Here is a 20048-nt window from a genome sequence, read left to right as displayed (position 1 = left end):
CCCTCCTAGGACAACGTCCACTTCTGGTTGGTGCCACCGGTACAGGTCCAGATGATCAGCTGTGTGCCGTCGGCGGAGTTGGCGCCCTCGGCGTCCAGGCATTTGGCGCCGTTGCGGATGGTGCCGTCGGGCTGCACGGACCAGTTCTGTGCGGTGGAACCGTTGCAGGTCCCCAGCTGGACCTGTGTGCCGTCGGTTGTGCCGCCGGCGGCGGTCGCCATGCACTTGCCCAGTGCGCGCAGCGTGCTCCCGCTGACCGTCCACTGCTGGTTGGCGCCGCCGTTGCAGGTCCACAGCTGGACTTCGGCGCCGTCGGCGGAGCTGCCGCCGGCGACGTCGGCGCACTTGCCGCCGATACCGGCGATCTGCTTGCTGCCGCCACTCGCCGGTGTGCCGAACGTGAACGAGTCCACGTCGAACAGGAAGCCGCTGCCGCCGGAGAACGTCAGATACAGCGTCACGGTGCCGGCCGGGACGCCCGCCAGCGTGGTGGACACCTCCCTGAAGGTGTCCCACCCGCCGGTCACCGGCACGGCGACCGAGCCGAGCACGGGCCCGGTCGGCGAACCGGTCCGCACGGACAGCGTGCCGCCCGTGCCGCCGGACGACACCCGCGCGGTGAACCGGGTCTCCCCGCCGAGCGCGTAGGGCTGGAACGCGATCCAGTCGCCGTTGTGGATGTCGCCGACGGTCCTCCCGCCCTCGGCGACCGCCTTGTCGAACAGGCCCGTGCCCGACTGGGCGGTGCGGTGCTCGGCCTGGCGGTGCCGGGCCTGCAGGCGGTGCTGCGTGTGCGTGGTCAGCGCCGGCTGACCGCCCCCGCCGAGATCGGTGTACTCGGCGTCGAACACCGCGAACAGGTTCGCCGCCGTGTCGTGCTCGCCGTCCGCAGGGATCTGCAGGGTTCCCGAGCACCCGGCGCGTGAGGTGATCTCGTGGCCGTGGTCGTCGTGGCCCAGAATATAGGTCAACTTCACCCGGGTGCAGTCGATCGTGCCGTCCTCCGGGTCCGACACGGTGATCGTGTACGGCACGGCGTCGCCGAAGGAGAACAGGCTGCCGTTGGCCGGCGTGTTCAGTGTGACCGTGGGTGCGCTGTTGCCGACCGTGATCGTCACGTTGGCGGTGGCGGTGCGGCCGGCCGGGTCGGTCACCGTGAGGGTGGCGGTGCGCCGGCCGTTGCCCGTGTAGGTGTGGCTCGGGTTGGCCGAGGAGGACGTGCTGCCGTCGCCGAAGTTCCAGTGGTACGTGAGCGCGCCGCCCTCCGGGTCCGAGGAGCCGGCCGACGAGAAGTTGACCGTCAGCGGCGCGAGCCCGGATGTGCGGTCTGCGCCTGCTCGCGCGGTCGGCGCCTGGTTGCCGGCCGGGTTGTACTCGATGCGGTAGAGGGCGGAGTCCGCGTTGCCGCTGCCCCATCCCGTGCCGTAGTCCAGCACGTACAGGGCGCCGTCCGGGCCGAACGCGGTGTCCATGACCTGGGTGCCGCGCCACGGGAAGTCGTTGATCTGCCCGGCCGATCCGTCGGCGTTGACGTCGACCACCTTCAGCCAGCGCCTGCCGAACTCGGCGAGGAACACGTGCCCGTCCAGCGCGGCAGGGAACTTGACCGATGACGGGTTCGCCGCGTCGTGGCGGTACACCACGCCGCCCATGGGCGACTCGGACCCGCAACCGAACGCCGCGAACGAGCAGTTGTCGTAGTTGATCCACGCCGGACGTGCGGCAGGCAGGGTGGTCAGCCCGTTGTTGTGGGGCGAGTTGTTGACCGGCGCGGCGCAGTTGAACCGGTTCCCGGACGGTCCGGACGGGAACGTGTAGTCCACATAGGTCTCCGCGGTGGTGTTCTTGCCCATGCAGTAGGGCCAGCCGTAATTCCCAGCCGAGGTGATCCGGTTGAACTCCACCTGCCCGCCAGGTCCGCGGCTGTTGCTGGCCGTGCCCGCGTCCGGGCCGTAGTCGCCGAGGTAGAGCACGCCGGTGGCCTTGTCCACACCGAACCGGAACGGGTTGCGGAAGCCCATTGCGTAGATCTCCGGCCGTGTTCCGGCCGTACCCGGCGGGAACAGGTTGCCTGCCGGAATCGAGTAAGTGCCGTTGGCGTTCGTCTTGATGCGTAACACCTTGCCGCGCAGGTCGTTGGTGTTGGCGGCGCTGCGCTGCGCGTCGTAGGCCGGGTTGCGGTTGGCGCGCTCGTCGATGGGGGTGTACCCGTCCGAGGCGAACGGGTTCGTGTCGTCGCCCGTGGACAGGTAGAGGTTGCCGGCCGCGTCGAAGTCGATGTCCCCGCCGACGTGACAGCACATGCCCCGGCTGGTCGGCACGTCCAGCACGGTCACCTGGCTGGCCATATTCAGCGTGAAGTCGGCGCCCAGGGTGAACCGGGACAGCCGGTTCACCCCGTTCCACGCGGAGAAGTTCGTTCCGTTATCCGGTGCGTCACCGCCCGGAGTGGACAGTGGAGGCGCGTAGTACAGATAGATGAACCGGTTGCCGGCGAAGCCCGGGTCCACCCCGATGCCCTGCAGGCCCTCCTCGTCGTGCGTGTAGACCGGCAGGGTGCCGATCACGCTGGTGACCCCGTTGGTGGTGGTGCGGCGCAGCACGCCGTTGCGTGCGGTGTGCAGTACCGAGCGGTCCGGCAGCACGGCCAGGGACATGGGCTCGCCCACTTCCGCGACGCCCCGGGCCAGCTCGACCTGCTGGAAGTCGACGGGGTTCACCGCGTGCGCCGACGCGGGCACGGGTGCGGTGAACACCGGTACGACGAGGGTCGCCGCGATCAGCGCGGCCACTGCGATCAGTCTTTTTACGATCAGTCTTTTCACGACATCGGCTCCGTCATGAGTGCAGGGTGGTAGGGATGGTCCAGCGCTGGTTCGCGCCGCTGTGACAGGACCAGATGATCAGTTGGGTGCCGTCGGCCGAGCTGCCGCCGCTGGCGTCCAGGCACTTGCCGGAGCCGGTGTTGGCCAGTGATCCGTCGGATTGCGGGGACCAGTTCTGTCCCGGGCTGCCGTCGCAGGTCGACAGCTGGACCGGGGTGCCGTCGGTGGTTCCGGTGACGGCCATGCACTTGCCGAGGCCGCGCCAGGTGCTGCCGTCGCGGGTCCACTGTTGGTTGGTGCCACCGTTGCAGGTCCAGAGCTGGATCCTGGTGTTGTCGGCGGAGCTACCGCCGTTGACGTCGACACATTTGCTGCCCGCGCCCACGATCGGACCGGTGGTGACCGCGCCCGGTGTACCCACGCCCGGACCGACGAACGTGATCGAGTCCAGGTCGTAGGGGGCGGTCGCGGTGGACTTGAACACGACGAACAGCTCGACCGTGCCCGCCGGGCGGGTCACGGTGACCGGCGGCAGGCTCGCGTAGTTGTTCCACCCACCCGTGCTGCCCACGGTCGCGGTGGCCACCAGCGGCCCGGTCGGTGACCCGGCCCGCAGCTCGATCGAGCCGCCCGGTCCTGGGGAGGACACCCGGAACGAGACCTGGTTGATGTTGGTCAGGTTCATCGGGGTGAACGAGATCCAGTCGTTGTTGCCGATATCCCCGATGCGCCTGCCGCCCTCCGCGCCGGCCTGGGACACGACCCGGATTCCGGACGAGCCGGTGAAGTGCTCGGCCTGCCTGTGCTTGGGCTGCAGCACGACCTGGGCCCGCCCGGTGAGCGCGGGTACGCCGGACGCGCCGTTGTCCGTGTAGGCGGCGTCGGCCACGTAGAACAGGTTGGCGTCGGAACCGTGCCCGCCGTCGCTCTGGGTGGCGATCGCACCGGAGCACCCCGGCCGCGGGTCGAGCGGGTGCGCGTGCTCGTCGTGCCCCAGCGCCGGCGTCGTGATCACCCGGGCACAGTCGATCGTGCCGTCCTCCGGGTCGGTGACGCTCACCGAGTACGGGACCTCGTCGCCGAAGTGGAACATGCCGCCGTTCGGGGGCATGGTGAACCGGACGCTCGGTTCGGTGTTGCCCACGGTGACCGGCACATTGGCCACGCCGGTCTGCCCGTTCGGGCCGGTCACGGTGAGCTGCGCGTTGAACTGGCCGCGCGTGGTGTAGGTGTGCGACGGGTCGGCGGCCGTGGAGGTGCCGCCGTCGCCGAAGGTCCACCGGTAGGTCAGCGCGCCGCCGTCCGGATCGGACGATCCGGCGCTCGAGAAACTCACGGTCAGCGGCGCCCCGCCGGACGACGGGGTGGCGGTCGCACGGGCGATCGGGGCACGGTCGCCGGAGATGTAGTCGATCCGGTAGAGCGCGGAGTCGGGGTTGTCCCTGCCGAACCCGGTGCCCCACTCCAGCAGGTACAGCGAGCCGTCCGGACCGAACTTGGCGTCCATCGGTGACCTGAAGGTCAGGTTGGACAGGAACCTGTTTATCTTCAACAGCTTCCCCGAGGAATCGAGCCGTAATTCGTGCAGGGTGTTGCGTGCCCACTCGCCGAAGAACGGCGTCTTGTCGAAGTACCGCGGGAACTTGGTGGGCGACGGGTTGTCGGGGTCGTAGTGGTACACGGGGAAGGCCATCGGGGCCTCGCCGCCGCCACCCATCTCCGGGAAGGCGTTGCCGTTGCTGCCGTTGCCGTACCACATGGTGGCCGGTCGAGCCGCGGGCAGGTTGGTGAGCCCGGTGTTGTTGGGGGAGGCGTTGACCGGCGCGGCACAGTTGAACTTGGCGCCGGACTGCCCGGTGGCGAAGTTGTAGTCGCTGAACGGGATGTTGTTCGCGACGCAGTACGGCCAGCCGTAGAAACCCGGTGACGTGATCACGTTCCACTCGACCAGCCCGGCCGGGCCACGGTTGGCGTTGTCGGCCCCGGCGTCCGGACCGTAGTCGGCCAGGTAGATGGTGCCGTCGGTGTCCACAGTGAACCGGAACGGGTTGCGGAAGCCCATCGCGTAGATCTCCGGCCTGGTCTGCGCGGCGCCAGGCGCGAACATGTTGCCCGCCGGGATCGTGTATGTGCCACCGGGCTCGGGGTGGATGCGCAGGATCTTGCCGCGCAGGTCGTTGGTGTTGGCCGCGGTCTTCTGCGCGTCGAACAGGTTGCGCCCCGCTCGCTCGTCGATCGGCGTGTAGCCGCTGGACTCGTGCGGGTTGATGTCGTCGCCGACGCCGACGTAGAGGTTTCCGCCAGGACCGAACGTCAGGTACCCACCGGTGTGCCCCGGCTCGGACTGCCGCGCGGCCGGAATGGACAGCAGGATTCGCTCGCTGGCCAGGTCCAGCGTGTCACCGTTGACCGTGAACCTCGACACGCGGTTGATCTCCTGCGTGCCGGCCGGCGAGTAGTACAGGTACACCCAGTTGTTGGTGGCGAAGTTCGGGTCCAGCGCCACGCCGGCCAGGCCGTCCTCGCCGCCGGTGTAGACGTTGAGTGTGCCCGCGGTGACCGTGCTCCGGGTGCTCGGTTTGTAGATCTTCAGCTGCCCGCCGTACTGGGTGTAGAAGACCCGGCCGTCCCGCGCCACGTCCAGGGTGCCGGGCGCCAGCGTGTTGCCGTCCAGCTCGACCTTGTCGTAGCTGGACCACACGGTGGGGCCGCAGTCGGCCGGGGCCGTGCCGGCCGCGGTCCGCACCCCGCCGAGTATGTGTGCGCGGAACAGCGGCTCGGAGTACGCGGAAGCCTGATGCCCCATGGCCGTCGCCCACAGCCGGCCGCCATCGACGTTGCGGCACCAGGAGATCGGGTGATCATTGCCCATGCCCGACGGGCCGGGGTTGTACGTCGTCTCGTCGGCGGTGACCAGCACGTGCACGTTGCCGCGGGCGTTGCGGTCGAAGTTGTACCACTCCTCGGTGCGGTTCCACCGCTGCGGAAGCCCCTGCCCGGACGGGTGCACCTGGTCGGCGACCTTGGCCGTGCCCGCGACGGTGGCCGAGTGCTGGGTCATGGTCATCCCGAGCATCTGGTCCCACCACGGGAACTCGCTCTCGATGTTCATGTCCGTCGCGTTGTGGATCGCGACGATCCCGCCCCCGCCCCGCACGTACGTCTGGACCGCCGTGCGCTGCGCCGCTGTGGTCCACACCATGCCGGAGGTCTGGAACATGATGACAGCGTCGAAAGTGGACAGTGTGGCGTCGTTGAAGACGGTCGAGTCCTCGGTGTGGGTCAACTGCCACCCGTTGTCCGTGGCCATCTGCTGGAACATCGCCACACCGGCCGGGATGGAGTCGTGCCGGAAGCCGGCGGTCTTGGTGAACAACAGCACGCGTTCACCCGCCGCCGGTGCGGCCGTCGCGGGCATGGCGGGCGCGTTCATCGTGACCAGCAGGACGGCGGCTAACGCGATCAGCAGCCTGGTGAATGTATGTCTCATGTCAGCTCCACCGCTGGTTGCCGCCGCCGTGGCAGGTCCACAGCTGAACGAGGGCCCCGTTGGCGGTGGACGCCCCGGACACGTCCAGGCACAGCCCGGACTGCGCGCCGGTGATCGTGCCGTTCGCGTTGACGTTCCACTGCTGGTTCGCCTGCCCGTTGCACGGCCAGATGATCACCTTGGTGCCCGAACCGGTGCTTTGGCCGTCCGCGTCCAGGCAGCGGGTGTCGCCGCCGCTGTAGATGGTCAGCTGACCCGACGAGGTGCGAGTCCAGGTCTGGCCGGCGCCGCCGCCGCAGTCCCAGGTCCGCACCTGCGTGCCGGCCGTGGTCGACGCGTTCGGCACGTCGAGGCACTTGCCCGCGCCCACCGCGCGCACCGCACCGGTCGTGCCGGTGTCGCCGCCGCTGTAGCCGGCCGCGATGATGTTGGCCTGCACCGCGTTCTCGGTCGCGTCGGACGGGTAGCCCGCCACCATGGCTCCCTCGTAGAACGTTCCCGCGCTGAGGTTGGCGCCACCGCCGGGCTTGCAGCAGTCACCGCCACTGCCCAGGATGATGGCGCCCTGCTTCTTCATGGGGCTGTAGCCAGGGGGAAGCGCGCCGTCCCATAGCGTGGTCAGGCTTCCGGACTGCGCGTTGCCGCCCTTGGTCGCGAACCGGGACGTTCCGTTGTTCTTCAACATCGCCGTGACGTACCTGCTGGTGAACGCCCGCTGGTTCGGGTTCCAGGACTGGCTCCCGCCGGAGTAGAGCCCCCATTCGAGATCCGCCTGGACCCAGGGACCGGTTCCGGAGCATCCGCCGAACCAGCACTGCGTGCTGAAGTTGATCGCGTCCATCGCGCCGGCCGCGTCGGCGCTCCTGGTCGTCTCGCTGTTGCCGTAGTCGAAACAGCAGCCGCTGTTGACGTGCGTGCCGCTGGTCACCATGTACATGCCTTCCGGCGCGCTGCCGGTGGGCACACCTGTCAGGTGACCGTCACGCCAGTAGCTGTTCGACGGGTTGATGTACAGCGAGTACGCCTTGCTCCCGCCGATCGCCAGCGACTCGGCGGTCGCGTTCGCCGGGCGGCTCTGGCTCGAGCCGGGCACCTGGCTCGAGCCCTGGTACCACAGGTCGTTGCCGCGGCCGGACTGGTCGTAGACGACCGTGACGACGCAGGATGTGCCCGCACAGAAGGAGTCCTGTGCGGCGGCGTCCGCGGTGCCGCCGGTGGCCGACAGGCCGATGTCCCTGGTCGCGTTGTCCGACCCGCGCCGGACCTGGTACAGGTTTCCGTCGTACGAGCCGTAGAGCGCCCGCACCGTGCTGTGGGCGGCCACGCAGGGCGTGCCACCGGCTGCGTAGATGTCGCACGGTCCCGTGCCGGCCGCCAGTGCCGGCGCCGGTGCCGACCAGGTCAACGCGGCGGCGGAGACGGCCAGCGCCACCGCCGACCGCAGCAGACGGGAGCGCCATCCGGGAGCCGCTCGATGTAACCGGGGAACTGACGAAAACCACATGTACACCTCCGCTGGGAGCGCTCCCAGTCCAGTCCGTCGTCCTTGACAACTCGGTGTAGCAGAAGAAGAGGTCGTGCCGTGGTGCCTGCTGTCGCCACTGCGGCCAGGCGAAGCGTCCGGTATGTATGCGACTCATGGATGCGGCAAGATGCGCCAAATCCTTACCATAGCCTGGTTTGGTCGTGGTCAGTCAAGGGCGCGAACCGCACGGATGTATGCGACTCATCTGTGGATCTCGGGCGGTGATGTAGGATTTTTCGACATGGTGGAAGTGACAGCGGACGGCGCCGCTGAGCCGGCGGGCTCGTACCGACCGGGATACGAGGTGGTCGCCGAGCGGATCCTCCAGCTCATCGCCGAGTCGGGGTTGCGGCCCGGCGACCGGATGCCGACCGAGAAGGATCTGGCCGCGCGGCTGGACGCCAGTCGCAGCGTGGTTCGCGAGGCGGTCAAGATCCTCTCGGCGATAGGGCGGGTCCGGGCGCACAAGGGCCGGGGCCTCTACGTCGCCGACGACGACGGGATGCTGGGCTCGTCGCGCTGGGGCGGATTCTTCCTGCCCGCCGACCTCGACCACGTGTACATGCTGTTCGAGTTCCGCCGCATCCAGGAGACCGCCGCGAGCCGACTCGCCGCGACCCACGCGACACCGGCCGAGCTGCGGGCGATCGAAGCCGCCGTCGAGACCTGTCGGCAGGGGCATCTGATCGAGCAGGCCGCACTCTTCGACCGTGGCGATGACGACTTCCACCTCGCCGTCGCTGTCGCGTCACACAACCAGTTCCTGGTCGCCTCGGTACGCGAGGCTCGCCGCCTGCAGCGCCAGTCCAGCACGATCGGCCTGCACGGCACGGTAGGCGGGCATGCGCCGGAGGCGGTCGAGGAGCATGCCGCGATCTACCGGGCGATCCGCGACGGGAAACCCGACGAGGCGGCCAAGGCCGCCGCCGTGCACCTGGACAACACCCTCGAGGACTACCGGCGCGAGATCCAGCGCCGTGTCTTCGGTTGACAACGCGGCGACGAGAGTCGAGATGCGTCACCTCCGTCGGCTCGGTCAGGAAGCGCTGACCAATGTGCGCAAGTACCCCCCGGCCGCTGAGGTGCAACTGACCGTCACCGCGGTGGACAACGGCCCTGCCCCGCACGGCCCTTCGCGAACGGCGGCGCGCCGCCCGGGGAGATGCCCGCGGGCGGTTTCGGACTGGTCCTGCTGCGCGGCATCGTCGAGCTGTACAGGCTCAAGCCGACCGATCTGCTCTTTCCCGGTGAGAAGGGCCGCATGCTGGCGGGATCCGTCTTCCGCCGGGTCTGGCGAAAGGCACGCGAGGAGGTGCTGCCACCACATGAATTCAAGTCGCCCGCCGGGAAACGGGTGTACGACCGTCGTCACACCTGTCTGACAGGGTGGTTGAACAGTGGCATCCCACCGGCTCAGTCGCTGCCTGGGCCGGCAACAGTGTGCCTGTGCTCCTGGCGATCTACGCACGCTGCATCGTCGGCCAGTTGGCCGACTACCTGAAACGGATCGAAGGCATCCGGTACGCGCCGGTGGCGGCATGATGAAGCGGTCTGGGCCCACGCGAGTGGGCCCCGACCGCTTGGCGCTGCACCGTGCTGGCCGCTTGGAGGGGCCACCGCGGTGGGGGACGCTGGGGGACACATGGGGGACAGCCACCCGTAGAAACCCGGTTTCAGCCGGACTACGGCCATCGTGGACAGGGTGCGGCCGATCGATCCGGCAGATCGAATGCACCCTGCTGACCAGCGAAAATGCCCCTCGGGGGAGGGGCGGGGTTGGGTGCCCCCGGCAGGACTCGAACCTGCGGCCAAGTGCTTAGAAGGCGCTTGACCTAACGGCCCTTTCTCTGCTCTGACCTGCTGTTTCTCGCGCTCCTGGCGGGCCGTCAGGGTATTTGTGGGATGCATGTGGGATGCGTAGATCCCCGCGAGCCGTGGGACGCGAGTGTTCGGGGGTGGGCTGTGCGTAGCATCTATATGTCAAGCGGCAGCGGTCAGGAGCTTGGGGACAGCGCGACGCTGTGCGAGCAGACCACGCACAGCGAGGCCCTGCCCAATCCCATCACCCTCACCTGGGACCACGACGGCCTGCGCCCTCTCGCGCAAACGGAACGTATCCTCGCGACGGACGTATCTCAGCAGGCGATCGACGAACGGTTCTTCGCGATCGTCACTGACCTGGTCGGCACCCCTAGCGAACTCGTTGACGAGTCAGGAAGCCTCGCCTGGCACACGCGCAGCACACTATGGGGCACGACGACATGGGCGAGCGCCAGCACGGTGTACACCCCGCTCCGCTTCCCGGGCCAGTACTTCGACCCGGAGACCGACCTCCACTACAACTTCCACCGTCATTACGACCCTGAGACGGCCCGTTACCTCACTTCCGACCCGTTGGGTCTGGCGCCGGCGCCGAACCCCAGCACCTACGTGCACAACCCGCACACCTGGGCCGACCCTCTCGGGTTGGCACCCGACGGTTGCCCGAACGGACGCGGTCTGTATGGGATCCGCGATCCCAGCCCGGCACACCCTCCGAGCACCACGCTGACTGAAGCGATGAGAGCCGCGCCTCGCAGTTCGCGCATTGCGGACATTGACTGCTCAGACATCGCCGCATTCATTTCCAGGAGAGCCGACGGGGAGGGCAAGATCGTGAACTATACGACCTACTCGGGAAACGAGATCAGGATTCCCGAGCACGGAGGCCGGGCCGTTGAAAAGTACATCTTCTACGAGGTATACACAGACGGACGCTACGCCTACGACCCGACACTCAGCGACAAGCCTATTCCCCTCGGCGACTACGAGAGGGCGCTTCGGCACGAGAACGAGGGTGAGAAGGTTGTGAGGAACAACGGAGACTTCAGGATGGCTCCACCGGGAGGGCGGCGGTGAAAGGCAGCGATAGGATTTCAGCTATGGCTACAGGAAATCAGCGATCCGGGCAGAGTCCTGAGTGAGTTCAGTCGGCTAGTCTGGTTCAGGTCGCCGACGGAGCGTCACCCCCTCTATGGGAACCTCCAGCTTGCATTTATCGCGTGGCGCTTTGAGACGCCCAGTGACGAACTGAGGACTGTTTTCGAACTGGCTGTGCGCGAGGCACCGAAGCGTCTGCAGTGGACATTCAAGTCGACGAAGACCTGGCTGATCGCGCCAACTCGCCTGATCGAGGAATCTGGACCTGACGGTCGTGAATTTGATGAGGCGATGCTTTCTATCACGGAAGGCGATCAAGAATTCTGTGCAGCGGCCGCGGAAGACCTTGAAAGAATTCTCCACGCCTTGGAATCCGTGACCGAAAGAGGCGAAAGCGGCGGAACCCGATGAATACCCGAGGATCCGACACGGGCGACACTTGGCGCGACGTGCGTCACGCCGACCTGAATGAGTGATGTCGGGGCGTTCTGCTGACGCGGCGCTCCCGCGCCCTGTAGGGCTGCGCCTGTGAGGTATACGCAACGTGAGGGCTTGACCGACGCAGAATGAGCGGTGCCGCGCTCGCCTGCTTCAAGCCCGGCGAACGCAGCCTGAACGCAGCCGGCTGATCTACCGTCCTCGGATCCAGGACATCACCGAGGCGATCACCGGGGGGATTCACCCGGGAGGACTACCGTGACCTTCTCGTGCGGGCCCACCTCCGGCTCGGCGGCCCGCCATAGTTGTCTGAGACAATCTGAACGTTCACCGCAGCAGCCAATTGCGCCAGTACGCGGCGGAGCACGACTCGATGGAGGCGTACGTCCTCGGGCTGCGCCATAGTGATCCTGGCGGCCGTGTAGCGGGCGGTATGCGGTTTTGACTGCTCTGTACGGTGCGGTGTGGCTGTTCAGGTCTTCAACGTAGCGCCGAGCGCATTGCTGGGGGTCAAGGGGTCGCAGGTTCAAATCCTGTCGTCCCGACAGCGGAATTCTGCGTTGTAGCAGGTCAGGGGCCATCTTCGGGTGGCCCCTTTCGCGTGTCCGGGCGCGGTGTGGGAGCGCTCTTCCGCTCCCCGTGCTCCCATCGCTCCCCAGCGCCGCGATCGCGGTCAATCGGTGGTTGACCGTCGGTCGCCCGATCGGGTCGAGGTCCGGTTACTCCCACGGGCCCGGGCCTGGTGCTCCATACGCCTTGTCGCCTCCCGATCAAGGCGCCGAGCGCCGCCGCGGTGTTTCCACCTGCGGCCACGTCCCCTTCCCCCAGGTGGTCGCCGCGTCCTCGTCGCGTTCCCCCGCCCGCCGGGCCGACACCTGACGCGACCAGCCGTTGCGCCGCAGCCTCTTGGCGACGCCCTGGATGGTGTAGCCAGCCATGAGCCGCGGGCCCCTTCGCCAGCTCGGCTTCTGGCGCGGACCGCCGCCTGCCCGCCGTAGGTTTCCCGGTCCGTCGTCCTTCCGTTGATGCGCCCGGCGCATGGGGCTGTACGCGTCTACTTGGGCCGCAGGGCCGCCAGTTGCTGTTCGAAGGGAACCACGGTCTCCTCTGTGGGCCGCCCGCCACCACCCGGGCGGAGGCGCATGAGTTCGGCCAGTTCGCCTGCCGCGCGGGCGATCCGGGTGGGCAGGGTGTCGGTGAGGGCGTCGCCGTTGCCGCCCCAGTCCTCGGAGGCCGCGTAGACCGCCGTGGGTACGACGACCGTCCGCAGGTAGGCGAACAGCGGGCGCAGCGCGTGTTCCAGGGACAGCGAGTGCCGGGCTGTGCCGCCGGTCGCCGCGGCCAGTACCGGCGTGCCGGTCAGTGCGCCGTTCTCGATGACGTCGAAGAAGGACTTGAACAGTCCGCTGTAGGAGGCAGAGAAGACCGGGGTGACGGCGATGAGCCCGTCCGCCTCGGTCACCGCTTCCACGGCTTCTGCCAGGGAGCGCGAGGGGAAGCCGGTCACCAGGTTGTTGGCGATGTCGACGGCCAGGTCGCGCAGCTCGACGACCGTGACCTCGACATCGCGCCCGTCGTCGCCCAGTTGCTGCCGTACGGCTGCGGTGAGCCGGTCGGCGAGCAGCCGGGTGGACGAGGGGACACTCAGACCGGCCGATACGACCGCGAGCCGCAGGGGCTGAGGCGCATTCATTTGGTCATTCACTTGGGCATTTCCTCCTTCGGGTCCTGACGGTCCTGTATCGCCTGCGCGTCTCGGTCGGCGAGCAGCGAGGCATGGGTAGGGGCACCCGGGACGCCGGCCGGGCGGCCGTTGGCGAACTCCTTGCGGAGTACGGGCAGGACTTCCTCGCCGAGCAGGTCGAGCTGTTCCAGGACGGTCTTCAGGGGCAGTCCGGCGTGGTCCATCAGGAACAGCTGACGCTGGTAGTGGCCGAATGTGTCGCGGAAGGTCAGGGTCTTGTCGATGACCTCCTGGGGGCTGCCCACCGTGAGCGGGGTGTCGTCGGTGAAGTCCTCCAGCGAGGGCCCGTGTCCGTAGACAGGCGCGTTGTCGAAGTACGGGCGGAACTCCCGTACCGCGTCCTGGGAGTTCTTCCGCATGAAGATCTGGCCGCCGAGTCCGACGATCGCCTGTTCCGGCGTGCCGTGGCCGTGGTGGGCGTAGCGCTGCCGGTAGAGGTCGATCAGCTTCCGGAAGTGGTCCTTGGGCCAGAAGATGTTGTTGGCGAAGAAGCCGTCACCGTAGTAGGCGGCCTGTTCGGCTATCTCGGGGCTGCGTATGGAGCCGTGCCAGACGAAGGGCGGTACGCCGTCCAGCGGGCGGGGTGTGGAGGTGAAGCCCTGCAGCGGGGTGCGGAAGCGGCCCGCCCAGTCCACGACGTCCTCGCGCCAGAGCTTGTGCAGCAGCGCGTAGTTCTCCACGGCGAGCGGGATGCCCTGGCGGATGTCCTGGCCGAACCACGGGTAGACCGGTCCGGTGTTGCCGCGGCCGAGCATGAGGTCGACCCGGCCGTCAGCCAGGTGCTGGAGCATCGCGAAATCCTCGGCGATCTTCACCGGGTCGTTCGTGGTGATCAGCGTGGTGGAGGTGGACAGGATCAGGCGCTCCGTGCGCGCGGCGATCCAGCCCAGCATGGTGGTCGGCGACGAGGGCACGAAGGGCGGATTGTGGTGCTCGCCGGTGGCGAAGACATCCAGCCCGACCTCCTCGGCCTTGACCGCGATGGCGGTCATCGCCTTGATCCGCTCACCTTCGGTCGGCGTCCGGCCGGTGGTGGGGTCGGCGGTGACGTCCCCGACGGTGAAGATCCCGAACTGCATCGAATCCATCTCCTTCATTTCATTTATCATTCAACTAACCTTTGAACATCATGCCCGGCACCGCTATTCCGGTGCCCTGCCTGGGCCCCCGGAGAGGCTCAGCCGCGGGTGAACCGGCGCGCGAGGAGTGCCGTCATGACCAGCAGTACGCCGGCGAAGACCAGCACCGCGTCGCGGACCGGCACCGTCTGCACAGCCAGACCGAGGCTGAGCACCGGGACGGACAGCCCCAGATAGGCCGCCAGGAACAGCCCGGTGAGGGTCTCCCCGCGTCGCTCGGGCTCGGCCGGCGGACAACACCGTGGTGACGCTGCCCTTGAAGGCCGTGCCGGCGGCGGCGCCCGAGACCGTACCGCCGACGAGGAACAGTGCCAGGCTCGCCACCCAGACCGCAGCGGTCAGCACGACCATGCCGACCCCCAGCAGAGACAGCCCCAGCAGCAGCTGGGTGCGGGGGCTCAGACGGGCGAGCACAATCTGCGCCAGTGCCGCCGAACCGAATACGAGGAATGCCGCGAGTCCGGTAACGGCCGGTGACGTGACCTGCGGGCTGTTCAGGACCACCGGCGTCAGCGAGGTAAACAGGCCGAAGACCGCGAAGGTGACCATGGCCGTGGTGGCCGCCGCGTAGAAGGCGGGCCGGGCCCCGTCGGGAACGCTGATCCGCTGGGGGCGGTAGCGCGGCCTCGGCTCCGGCCGGTCAACGGTTTCGGGCGCCAGCAGTACGGCGGCCGCCCCGAGCACCAGCAGCGCGAGGAAGACCAGGTAGGGCGTGCGCAGCGGCGCCCCGGCGTGTTCGGCGAACAGCCCGGAGACCAGCGGCCCCAGACCCAGACCACCGAGGTTCGCACCGGTCGCCACCACGTTGGCGCGCGTGCGGGAGGCGCCGGGCCGGGCGTGCTGATGGAGGTCGTCCAGGTGTGCGGTGGCTGTGGCCGTCAGCAGGCCCACGCTCAGTCCCGACAGCAGCCGGGCCGCGAGCAGCGCGGGGAGCGAGGTCCAGCTCGCGAAGACCAGCGCGGAGGCGATGCTGAGCACGATCGCGGGAAGCAGCACCGTCCTTCGTCCGTACCAGTCCGACAGGTGCCCCGCCAGGAAGAGCGCTACGAGCACGCCGACCGCGTATGTGGCGAAGACGATCGTGACGACGAACGGCCCGAATCCGTCCGCGCGCTCGTACAGCGGGTAGAGCGGGGTGGGCACGGTGGAGAAGGCCATGATCAGGGTGAAGACCGCGGCGACCACCCAGAAGCCCAGATGGTGCCGGGCCGGTGAGTGACGGAGCCCGGTGTGGTGCCGGAGTCCGGTGTGGTGCCGGAGTCCGGTGTGGAGCCGGAGTCCGGTGTGGAGTCGGTCCGCCGTGGCCCGGCCACCGGTCGTCCTCACGTACGGACGAGGGGAGTGTCGACCAGGTGTTCGGCCAGGAACCACGCCTGGAGTTCGCCGGTCCGGATCACCTGGGAGACGAGTAGATCGTTGGTGCCGTCGTCACCCAGTTCCACGGTGCGCGCCGCCGCGTCGTGGGCGTCGGTGAGGATCGTCTCGTGGGCCTCCAGCAGCCGTGACAGCATGGCCGGGACCTCTTCCACACCGTTCGGGGGTCGGGGGATGGCAGTGATCTCGGCGACGTGCCGCTGGTCACCCACGGCCACGCCGCCAAGCGTCTGTACCCGCTCGGCGAGCGTGTCGACGATGTCGAGCTGTTCTCCCGCGTGCTTGTCCAGGACCAGGTGAAGTTGGTAGAAGGTCGCTCCACGCATCAGCCAATGGTGCTTCTTGTAGAGGCCGTAGAGGATCTGCGTGTCCGCCAGGACCCGGTTCAGCCGCTGGCAGGAGTACATCCGGGCCTCGAAGGACAGACCGATCGGGAACTGTTTGACGGTTCCGAACTCCTGGATCACTTCGCTCTTCTGATGCAGCCACGGCTGGCTGCTCAAGGGCTTGGCATCGGTGGTCATGAGCTGCCTCCTGTGGGTGCTCCGCGTTGCTTACGGGAACGACGCTAGGGGCCGTAACAGGGCCCGCGTTGCCCAGGAGCGCATGCGGTGATGCTCACCAGCGCACTGCGCCGGACGCGGTGCTCGCCCGGCGTTCACTCCTGGGCAAGAGCCGGTGCGCAGGCAGACACGGCGCCGGTGCTGTGCGGACATACGGTCGGCGAACCCGCCTCTCAGGACAGCGGACGCCCGACGAAGCACGAGAAAAGGTACCGGCATGATTGAGCAGGCGGATGTGGTCGTGGTCGGCCTGGGGCCCGGCGGGGAGTACGTCGCAGGGACCTTGGCCGAAGCCGGACTGGACGTGGTGGGGATCGAGGCGGAGCTCGTCGGAGGCGAGTGTCCGTACTGGGGTTGTGTGCCCAGCAAGATGATGATCCGGGCCGGGAACCTCCTTGCCGAGGCCCGCCGCGTCCCCGGGCTCGCCGGCGAGGTGGCCGTGACTCCGGACTGGGGTCGGGTCGCGGGTCGTATCCGCGGCGAGGCCACCGACGACTGGAACGATCAGGTGGCCGCGGATCGGCTGACCGGCAAGGGCGGCCGGCTCGTCCGCGGCACCGGGCGCCTGGTGGGGCCACGCCGGGTGGCGGCCGGTGGCCGCACCTTCCAGGCCCGGCGCGGCGTCGTACTGGCCACCGGCACCCGGCCCCGGATCCCCCCGGTTCCGGGCCTGGAGACGACGCCGTACTGGACCAACCGGGACGCCATGGCGACCAAGGAGCTGCCCGCTTCCCTGCTCGTTCTGGGCGGGGGAGCCATCGGCGTCGAACTCGCCCAGGTCTTCGCCCGTTTCGGATGCGTGGTCACTGTCGTCGAGGGCCAGGACCGGCTGTTGTCGGCGGAGGAACCGGAGGCCGGGGAACTGGCCGGGAGCGTTCTGCGGGCCGATGGTGTCACGGTGCTCACGGCCGCTCGGGCGCGGCAGGTGAGCCATGACGGCACCGCGTTCACCGTGCGCCTCGACGGCGTGGAGGAGCCGCTCACCGCCGAGCGGCTCCTCGTCGCCACCGGCCGCCGGGCCGACCTGGCCACGCTGGGAGTCGACGCGGTCGGTCTCGACCCGGCGGCTGCCGCGGTGGACACCGACGGGCAACTGCGGGCAGGTGCGGGATTGTGGGCGGTCGGCGACATCACCGGCTGGGGCTCCTTCACACATGTCTCGATGTACCAGGCACAGATAGCCGTGCGGGACATCCTCGGGCAGCCCGGCCCCGACGCCGACTACCGGGCGCTGCCCCGGGTCACCTTCACCGACCCGGAGATCGCCGCTGTGGGACTCACGGAGCGCCAGGCCCGCGAGCAGGGCCTGCGGGTCCGTACCAGCTCTGTGCCGATCGCCTCCTCCACGCGCGGCTGGATCCACAAGGCGGGCAATGAGGGGTTCGTCAAGCTCATCGAGGACGCCGACCGGGGTGTCCTGATCGGCGCGACCTCAGCGGGACCGGCGGGAGGCGAGGTGCTCTACGGGCTGAACGTCGCCGTTCACGCCGAGGTGCCCGTCGAGCAGCTCCGGCACATGATCTACACCTACCCCACCTTTCACCGGACTGTCGAAGCGGCCCTCGGGGCCCTGCGCTGATGAGCTTTCCGATGACGTACATGCACAGGGGCGGAAGCCTGGGCGCCATGCGCGGCCGGGACCCGAAGGAGCCGCACCGGGCCGCCACTTCGCTGGAGCTCCTCTTCGACCTGTGCTTCGTCGTCGCGGTGGCGCAGGCGTCCGGGAGCCTTCATGAAGCGGTGACGGAAGGGCACTATGCCGCCGGTTCCCTGCGGTTCGCGCTTGTCTTCTTCACCATCTGGTGGGCGTGGATGAACTTCACGTGGTTTGCTTCCGCGTATGATCCGGACGACGTCGCCTACCGGCTGACGGTGTTGGTTCAAATCACCGGGTCCCTCGTCCTCGCGGCCGGTGTGGCGCGGGCGTTCGAGGACGGCGATCTGAGCGTCATCACCCTGGGATACGTCGTGATGCGCACGGCGCTGGCCGCACTGTGGCTGCGTGCCGCGCGTTCCGACCCCGGCCGGCGCAGGACTGCTCTGCGTTTTGCCACCGGGGTGGTGGTGTGCCAGCTCGGCTGGGTCGGGCTGCTCTTCCTCCCGGCCTCGGCACACCTGCCGGGCATCGCGGTGATGATCGTGGCCGAGCTTTCCGTCCCGGTGTGGGCGCAGTCCGCCGGGATGACGCCATGGCACCCGCGCCATATCGCCGAGCGCTACGAGCTGTTCACGCTCATCGTGCTCGGCGAGTCCGTGGCAGCCGCCGCCACAGCGGTCCGGAGCGCCCTCGCGGAGCACCACGGCACGGGACCGCTGTATGCGGTGGCGGCAGGCGGGTTGCTGACTGTTTTCGCCATGTGGTGGCTGTACTTCGCCAGACCCGCGCACACCTTGCTTGCCACGACGCACCGGGCTCACCGCAAAAGGTTCACGTGGGCTTACGGCCACTACCTGATCCTGGCCTCCGCGGCCGCCGTGGGAGCCGGCCTGGCAGTGAACGCCGATCACATCACCCATCGCACTGATGCCTCGCCGACGACCGTCGCCGCCGCCGTCACCGTCCCGGCCGCGGTCTTCCTGCTCACCGTCTGGGCCCTGCACCTGAGGCCCCACCAGAGGAGCGCGGCCGAACAGATCCTGTTCCCTCTCGCCGCGGCTCTCATCCTCGCGGCCACCTTCGCGCCGGTACCCACCCTTACGGTCGGACTGCTGCTGGCGGTCCTGGTCGCCGTCGTCACGGTGGCCGGTGACCACCGGACGACCGCGCGGGGGAGTGGCGGGGCGGCGCCCGGCGCGTAGCCCGGGTGACGACTGCCCGCCGATGACCCGGGGGCTCGGATCTCCACCCGGTAGGACTCATCAGAGCTGTGGGCCACGGTGGCGGCCGGCCGCCTGCGGTCCGGAGTCTCGGTGCTGGTCCGCCGAACGTCGGTGCCTTCCATGCGGCTCCTCCTGCTCGCCGCTGACGGTGTCACCGGTTGCGTCACCGGTTGTGGTGTGCGGCAGGTGTTCGGCGGGGATCACGCCCAGCCGCCCGGCCCGGTAGTCCTCGACCGCCTGCTTCAGTTCGGCCTCGGTGTTCATCACGAACGGGCCGTACTGCGCGACGGGTTCGCGGATCGGCCGGCCGCCGAGGATCAGCACCTCCAGGTTCGGGGTGTGGCTGTCCTGTTGCCGCGCTGCGGCGAGGCTCAGCACGTCGCCCGGACCGTAGAGGGCCAACTGTCCGGTGTGGACGGGGCGCGCCTCGGTTCCCGCGGTGCCCTGGCCCGCGAGGACGTAGACCAGTGCGTTGAAGTCCGGCCGCCACGGCAGCGTCAGTTCCGCCCCCGCGTTGAGCGTGGCATGGACCAGGGTGATGGGGGTGAAGGTCGAGCCGGGGCCGGCGTGTCCGGCCACCTCACCGGCGATGACACGGAGCAGAGCCCCTCCGTCGTCGGAAGCCAGCAGGGCCGTTTCGCGGCCCTTGATGCCCTGGTAATGCGGCGGGTCCCACTTGTTGGCGCTGGGGAGGTTCACCCACAGCTGGATGCCGTGGAAGAGCCCTCCGGAGACTACGAGATGCTCGGGTGGGGCTTCGATGTGCAGGATTCCGCTTCCGGCGGTCATCCATTGGGTGTCGCCGTTGGTGATGGTTCCGCCGCCGCCGTTGGAGTCGGCGTGCTCGAAGATGCCGTCGATGAGGTACGTGACGGTTTCGAAGCCGCGGTGCGGGTGCCACGGGGTTCCCCTGGGCTCACCGGGCGCGTAGTCGACCTCGCCCATCTGGTCCATGTGGATGAAGGGGTCGAGGTCCTTGGTGCTCACTCCGGCGAAGGCTCGCCGGACGGGGAAGCCCTCTCCTTCCACGCCGCTGGGGGCGGTGGTCACCGACCGGACCGGGCGCTGGGAGAGAACAGTGGTGTCCGGCAGGGGGACACGCGGGAGGGCGAGGATGTCGGGGACGGTCGTAGCGGGCATCGGGTCCTCTTTCGAAGCGTTCGAAGAGATCCGCCTTCACGTTTGCCGAAGGTGGTCTCCAGCTCGGGTGC

The 20048-nt window shown here is 68.6% G+C and carries 13 protein-coding genes and 2 pseudogenes; 5 read left to right on the top strand and 10 right to left on the bottom strand.

Annotation, left to right across the window (positions count from 1 at the left end; genetic code table 11):
- Positions 1-5: 5 nt before the first annotated feature.
- The 4 genes and pseudogenes from ACIHCQ_RS20970 to ACIHCQ_RS20955 all read right to left on the bottom strand — a co-directional run.
- On the bottom strand, positions 6-2825 hold the full coding sequence (locus ACIHCQ_RS20970) for a PQQ-dependent sugar dehydrogenase (protein ID WP_399664131.1): 2820 nt from the start codon (positions 2823-2825) through the stop codon (positions 6-8).
- Positions 2826-2838: 13 nt separating this feature from the next.
- Entirely contained in the window at positions 2839-6315 is a 3477-nt protein-coding gene (locus tag ACIHCQ_RS20965; protein WP_399664128.1) for a ThuA domain-containing protein, read from the bottom strand.
- 1 nt (position 6316) lies between these two features.
- Positions 6317-6694 carry an RICIN domain-containing protein gene (locus tag ACIHCQ_RS20960; protein ID WP_399664502.1) on the bottom strand — a complete coding sequence of 126 codons (378 nt, stop codon included), beginning with the start codon at positions 6692-6694 and terminating at the stop codon, positions 6317-6319.
- A 30-nt stretch (positions 6695-6724) separates the two neighbouring features.
- Positions 6725-7693: pseudogene (locus tag ACIHCQ_RS20955) on the bottom strand (arabinofuranosidase catalytic domain-containing protein); the annotation flags it as partial.
- A 388-nt stretch (positions 7694-8081) separates the two neighbouring features.
- Between ACIHCQ_RS20955 and ACIHCQ_RS20950 the strand changes: the two are divergent.
- The 3 genes and pseudogenes from ACIHCQ_RS20950 to ACIHCQ_RS20940 all read left to right on the top strand — a co-directional run bounded on the left by ACIHCQ_RS20950 (position 8082) and on the right by ACIHCQ_RS20940 (position 11170).
- Complete coding sequence (locus ACIHCQ_RS20950) at positions 8082-8831, top strand: FadR/GntR family transcriptional regulator (RefSeq protein WP_399664125.1); 750 nt, start codon at positions 8082-8084, stop codon at positions 8829-8831.
- A gap of 1016 nt (positions 8832-9847) precedes the next feature.
- A pseudogene (locus ACIHCQ_RS20945) lies at positions 9848-10384 on the top strand (RHS repeat-associated core domain-containing protein); the annotation flags it as partial.
- A 549-nt stretch (positions 10385-10933) separates the two neighbouring features.
- Complete coding sequence (locus tag ACIHCQ_RS20940; RefSeq protein WP_399664122.1) at positions 10934-11170, top strand: hypothetical protein; 237 nt, start codon at positions 10934-10936, stop codon at positions 11168-11170.
- Between the two features lie 797 nt (positions 11171-11967).
- On the opposite strand, the gene ACIHCQ_RS20935 is transcribed toward ACIHCQ_RS20940, so the two are convergent.
- From ACIHCQ_RS20935 to ACIHCQ_RS20915, 5 genes are all read right to left on the bottom strand, one after another.
- Positions 11968-12135 carry a winged helix-turn-helix domain-containing protein gene (locus tag ACIHCQ_RS20935; RefSeq protein WP_399664119.1) on the bottom strand — a complete coding sequence of 56 codons (168 nt, stop codon included), beginning with the start codon at positions 12133-12135 and terminating at the stop codon, positions 11968-11970.
- A 116-nt stretch (positions 12136-12251) separates the two neighbouring features.
- Positions 12252-12890 (bottom strand): FMN reductase, encoded by a 639-nt coding sequence (locus ACIHCQ_RS20930; RefSeq protein ID WP_399664500.1) that lies wholly within the window; start codon positions 12888-12890, stop codon positions 12252-12254.
- An 8-nt stretch (positions 12891-12898) separates the two neighbouring features.
- Positions 12899-14020: an LLM class flavin-dependent oxidoreductase gene (locus ACIHCQ_RS20925; protein WP_399664497.1), complete on the bottom strand. Its 1122-nt coding sequence runs from the start codon at positions 14018-14020 to the stop codon at positions 12899-12901.
- 63 nt (positions 14021-14083) lie between these two features.
- The gene (locus tag ACIHCQ_RS20920; RefSeq protein WP_399664116.1) at positions 14084-15406 is read right to left on the bottom strand and encodes an MFS transporter; all 1323 of its coding nucleotides are present in this window, start codon (positions 15404-15406) and stop codon (positions 14084-14086) included.
- Positions 15403-15978 (bottom strand): Dps family protein, encoded by a 576-nt coding sequence (locus ACIHCQ_RS20915; protein ID WP_399664113.1) that lies wholly within the window; start codon positions 15976-15978, stop codon positions 15403-15405. The genes ACIHCQ_RS20920 and ACIHCQ_RS20915 overlap by 4 nt, the downstream gene beginning before the upstream one ends.
- A gap of 256 nt (positions 15979-16234) precedes the next feature.
- Here ACIHCQ_RS20915 and ACIHCQ_RS20910 point away from each other — a divergent pair, with 256 nt between their 5' ends.
- Both ACIHCQ_RS20910 and ACIHCQ_RS20905 read left to right on the top strand, forming a co-directional pair.
- Positions 16235-17596 carry a dihydrolipoyl dehydrogenase family protein gene (locus ACIHCQ_RS20910; protein WP_399664111.1) on the top strand — a complete coding sequence of 454 codons (1362 nt, stop codon included), beginning with the start codon at positions 16235-16237 and terminating at the stop codon, positions 17594-17596.
- 11 nt (positions 17597-17607) lie between these two features.
- On the top strand, positions 17608-18816 hold the full coding sequence (locus tag ACIHCQ_RS20905; protein WP_399664109.1) for a low temperature requirement protein A: 1209 nt from the start codon (positions 17608-17610) through the stop codon (positions 18814-18816).
- 60 nt (positions 18817-18876) lie between these two features.
- On the opposite strand, the gene ACIHCQ_RS20900 is transcribed toward ACIHCQ_RS20905, so the two are convergent.
- Entirely contained in the window at positions 18877-19977 is a 1101-nt protein-coding gene (locus ACIHCQ_RS20900) for a pirin family protein (protein ID WP_399664107.1), read from the bottom strand.
- Between the last annotated feature and the right edge of the window lie 71 nt (positions 19978-20048).

The sequence above is a fragment of the Streptomyces sp. NPDC052236 genome (genome assembly GCF_044548015.1).
In the GTDB taxonomy this organism is placed as follows: domain Bacteria; phylum Actinomycetota; class Actinomycetes; order Streptomycetales; family Streptomycetaceae; genus Streptomyces.
Note: the sequence above shows the minus strand (reverse complement) of the source record. Positions and strands in the feature narration are given on the sequence as shown.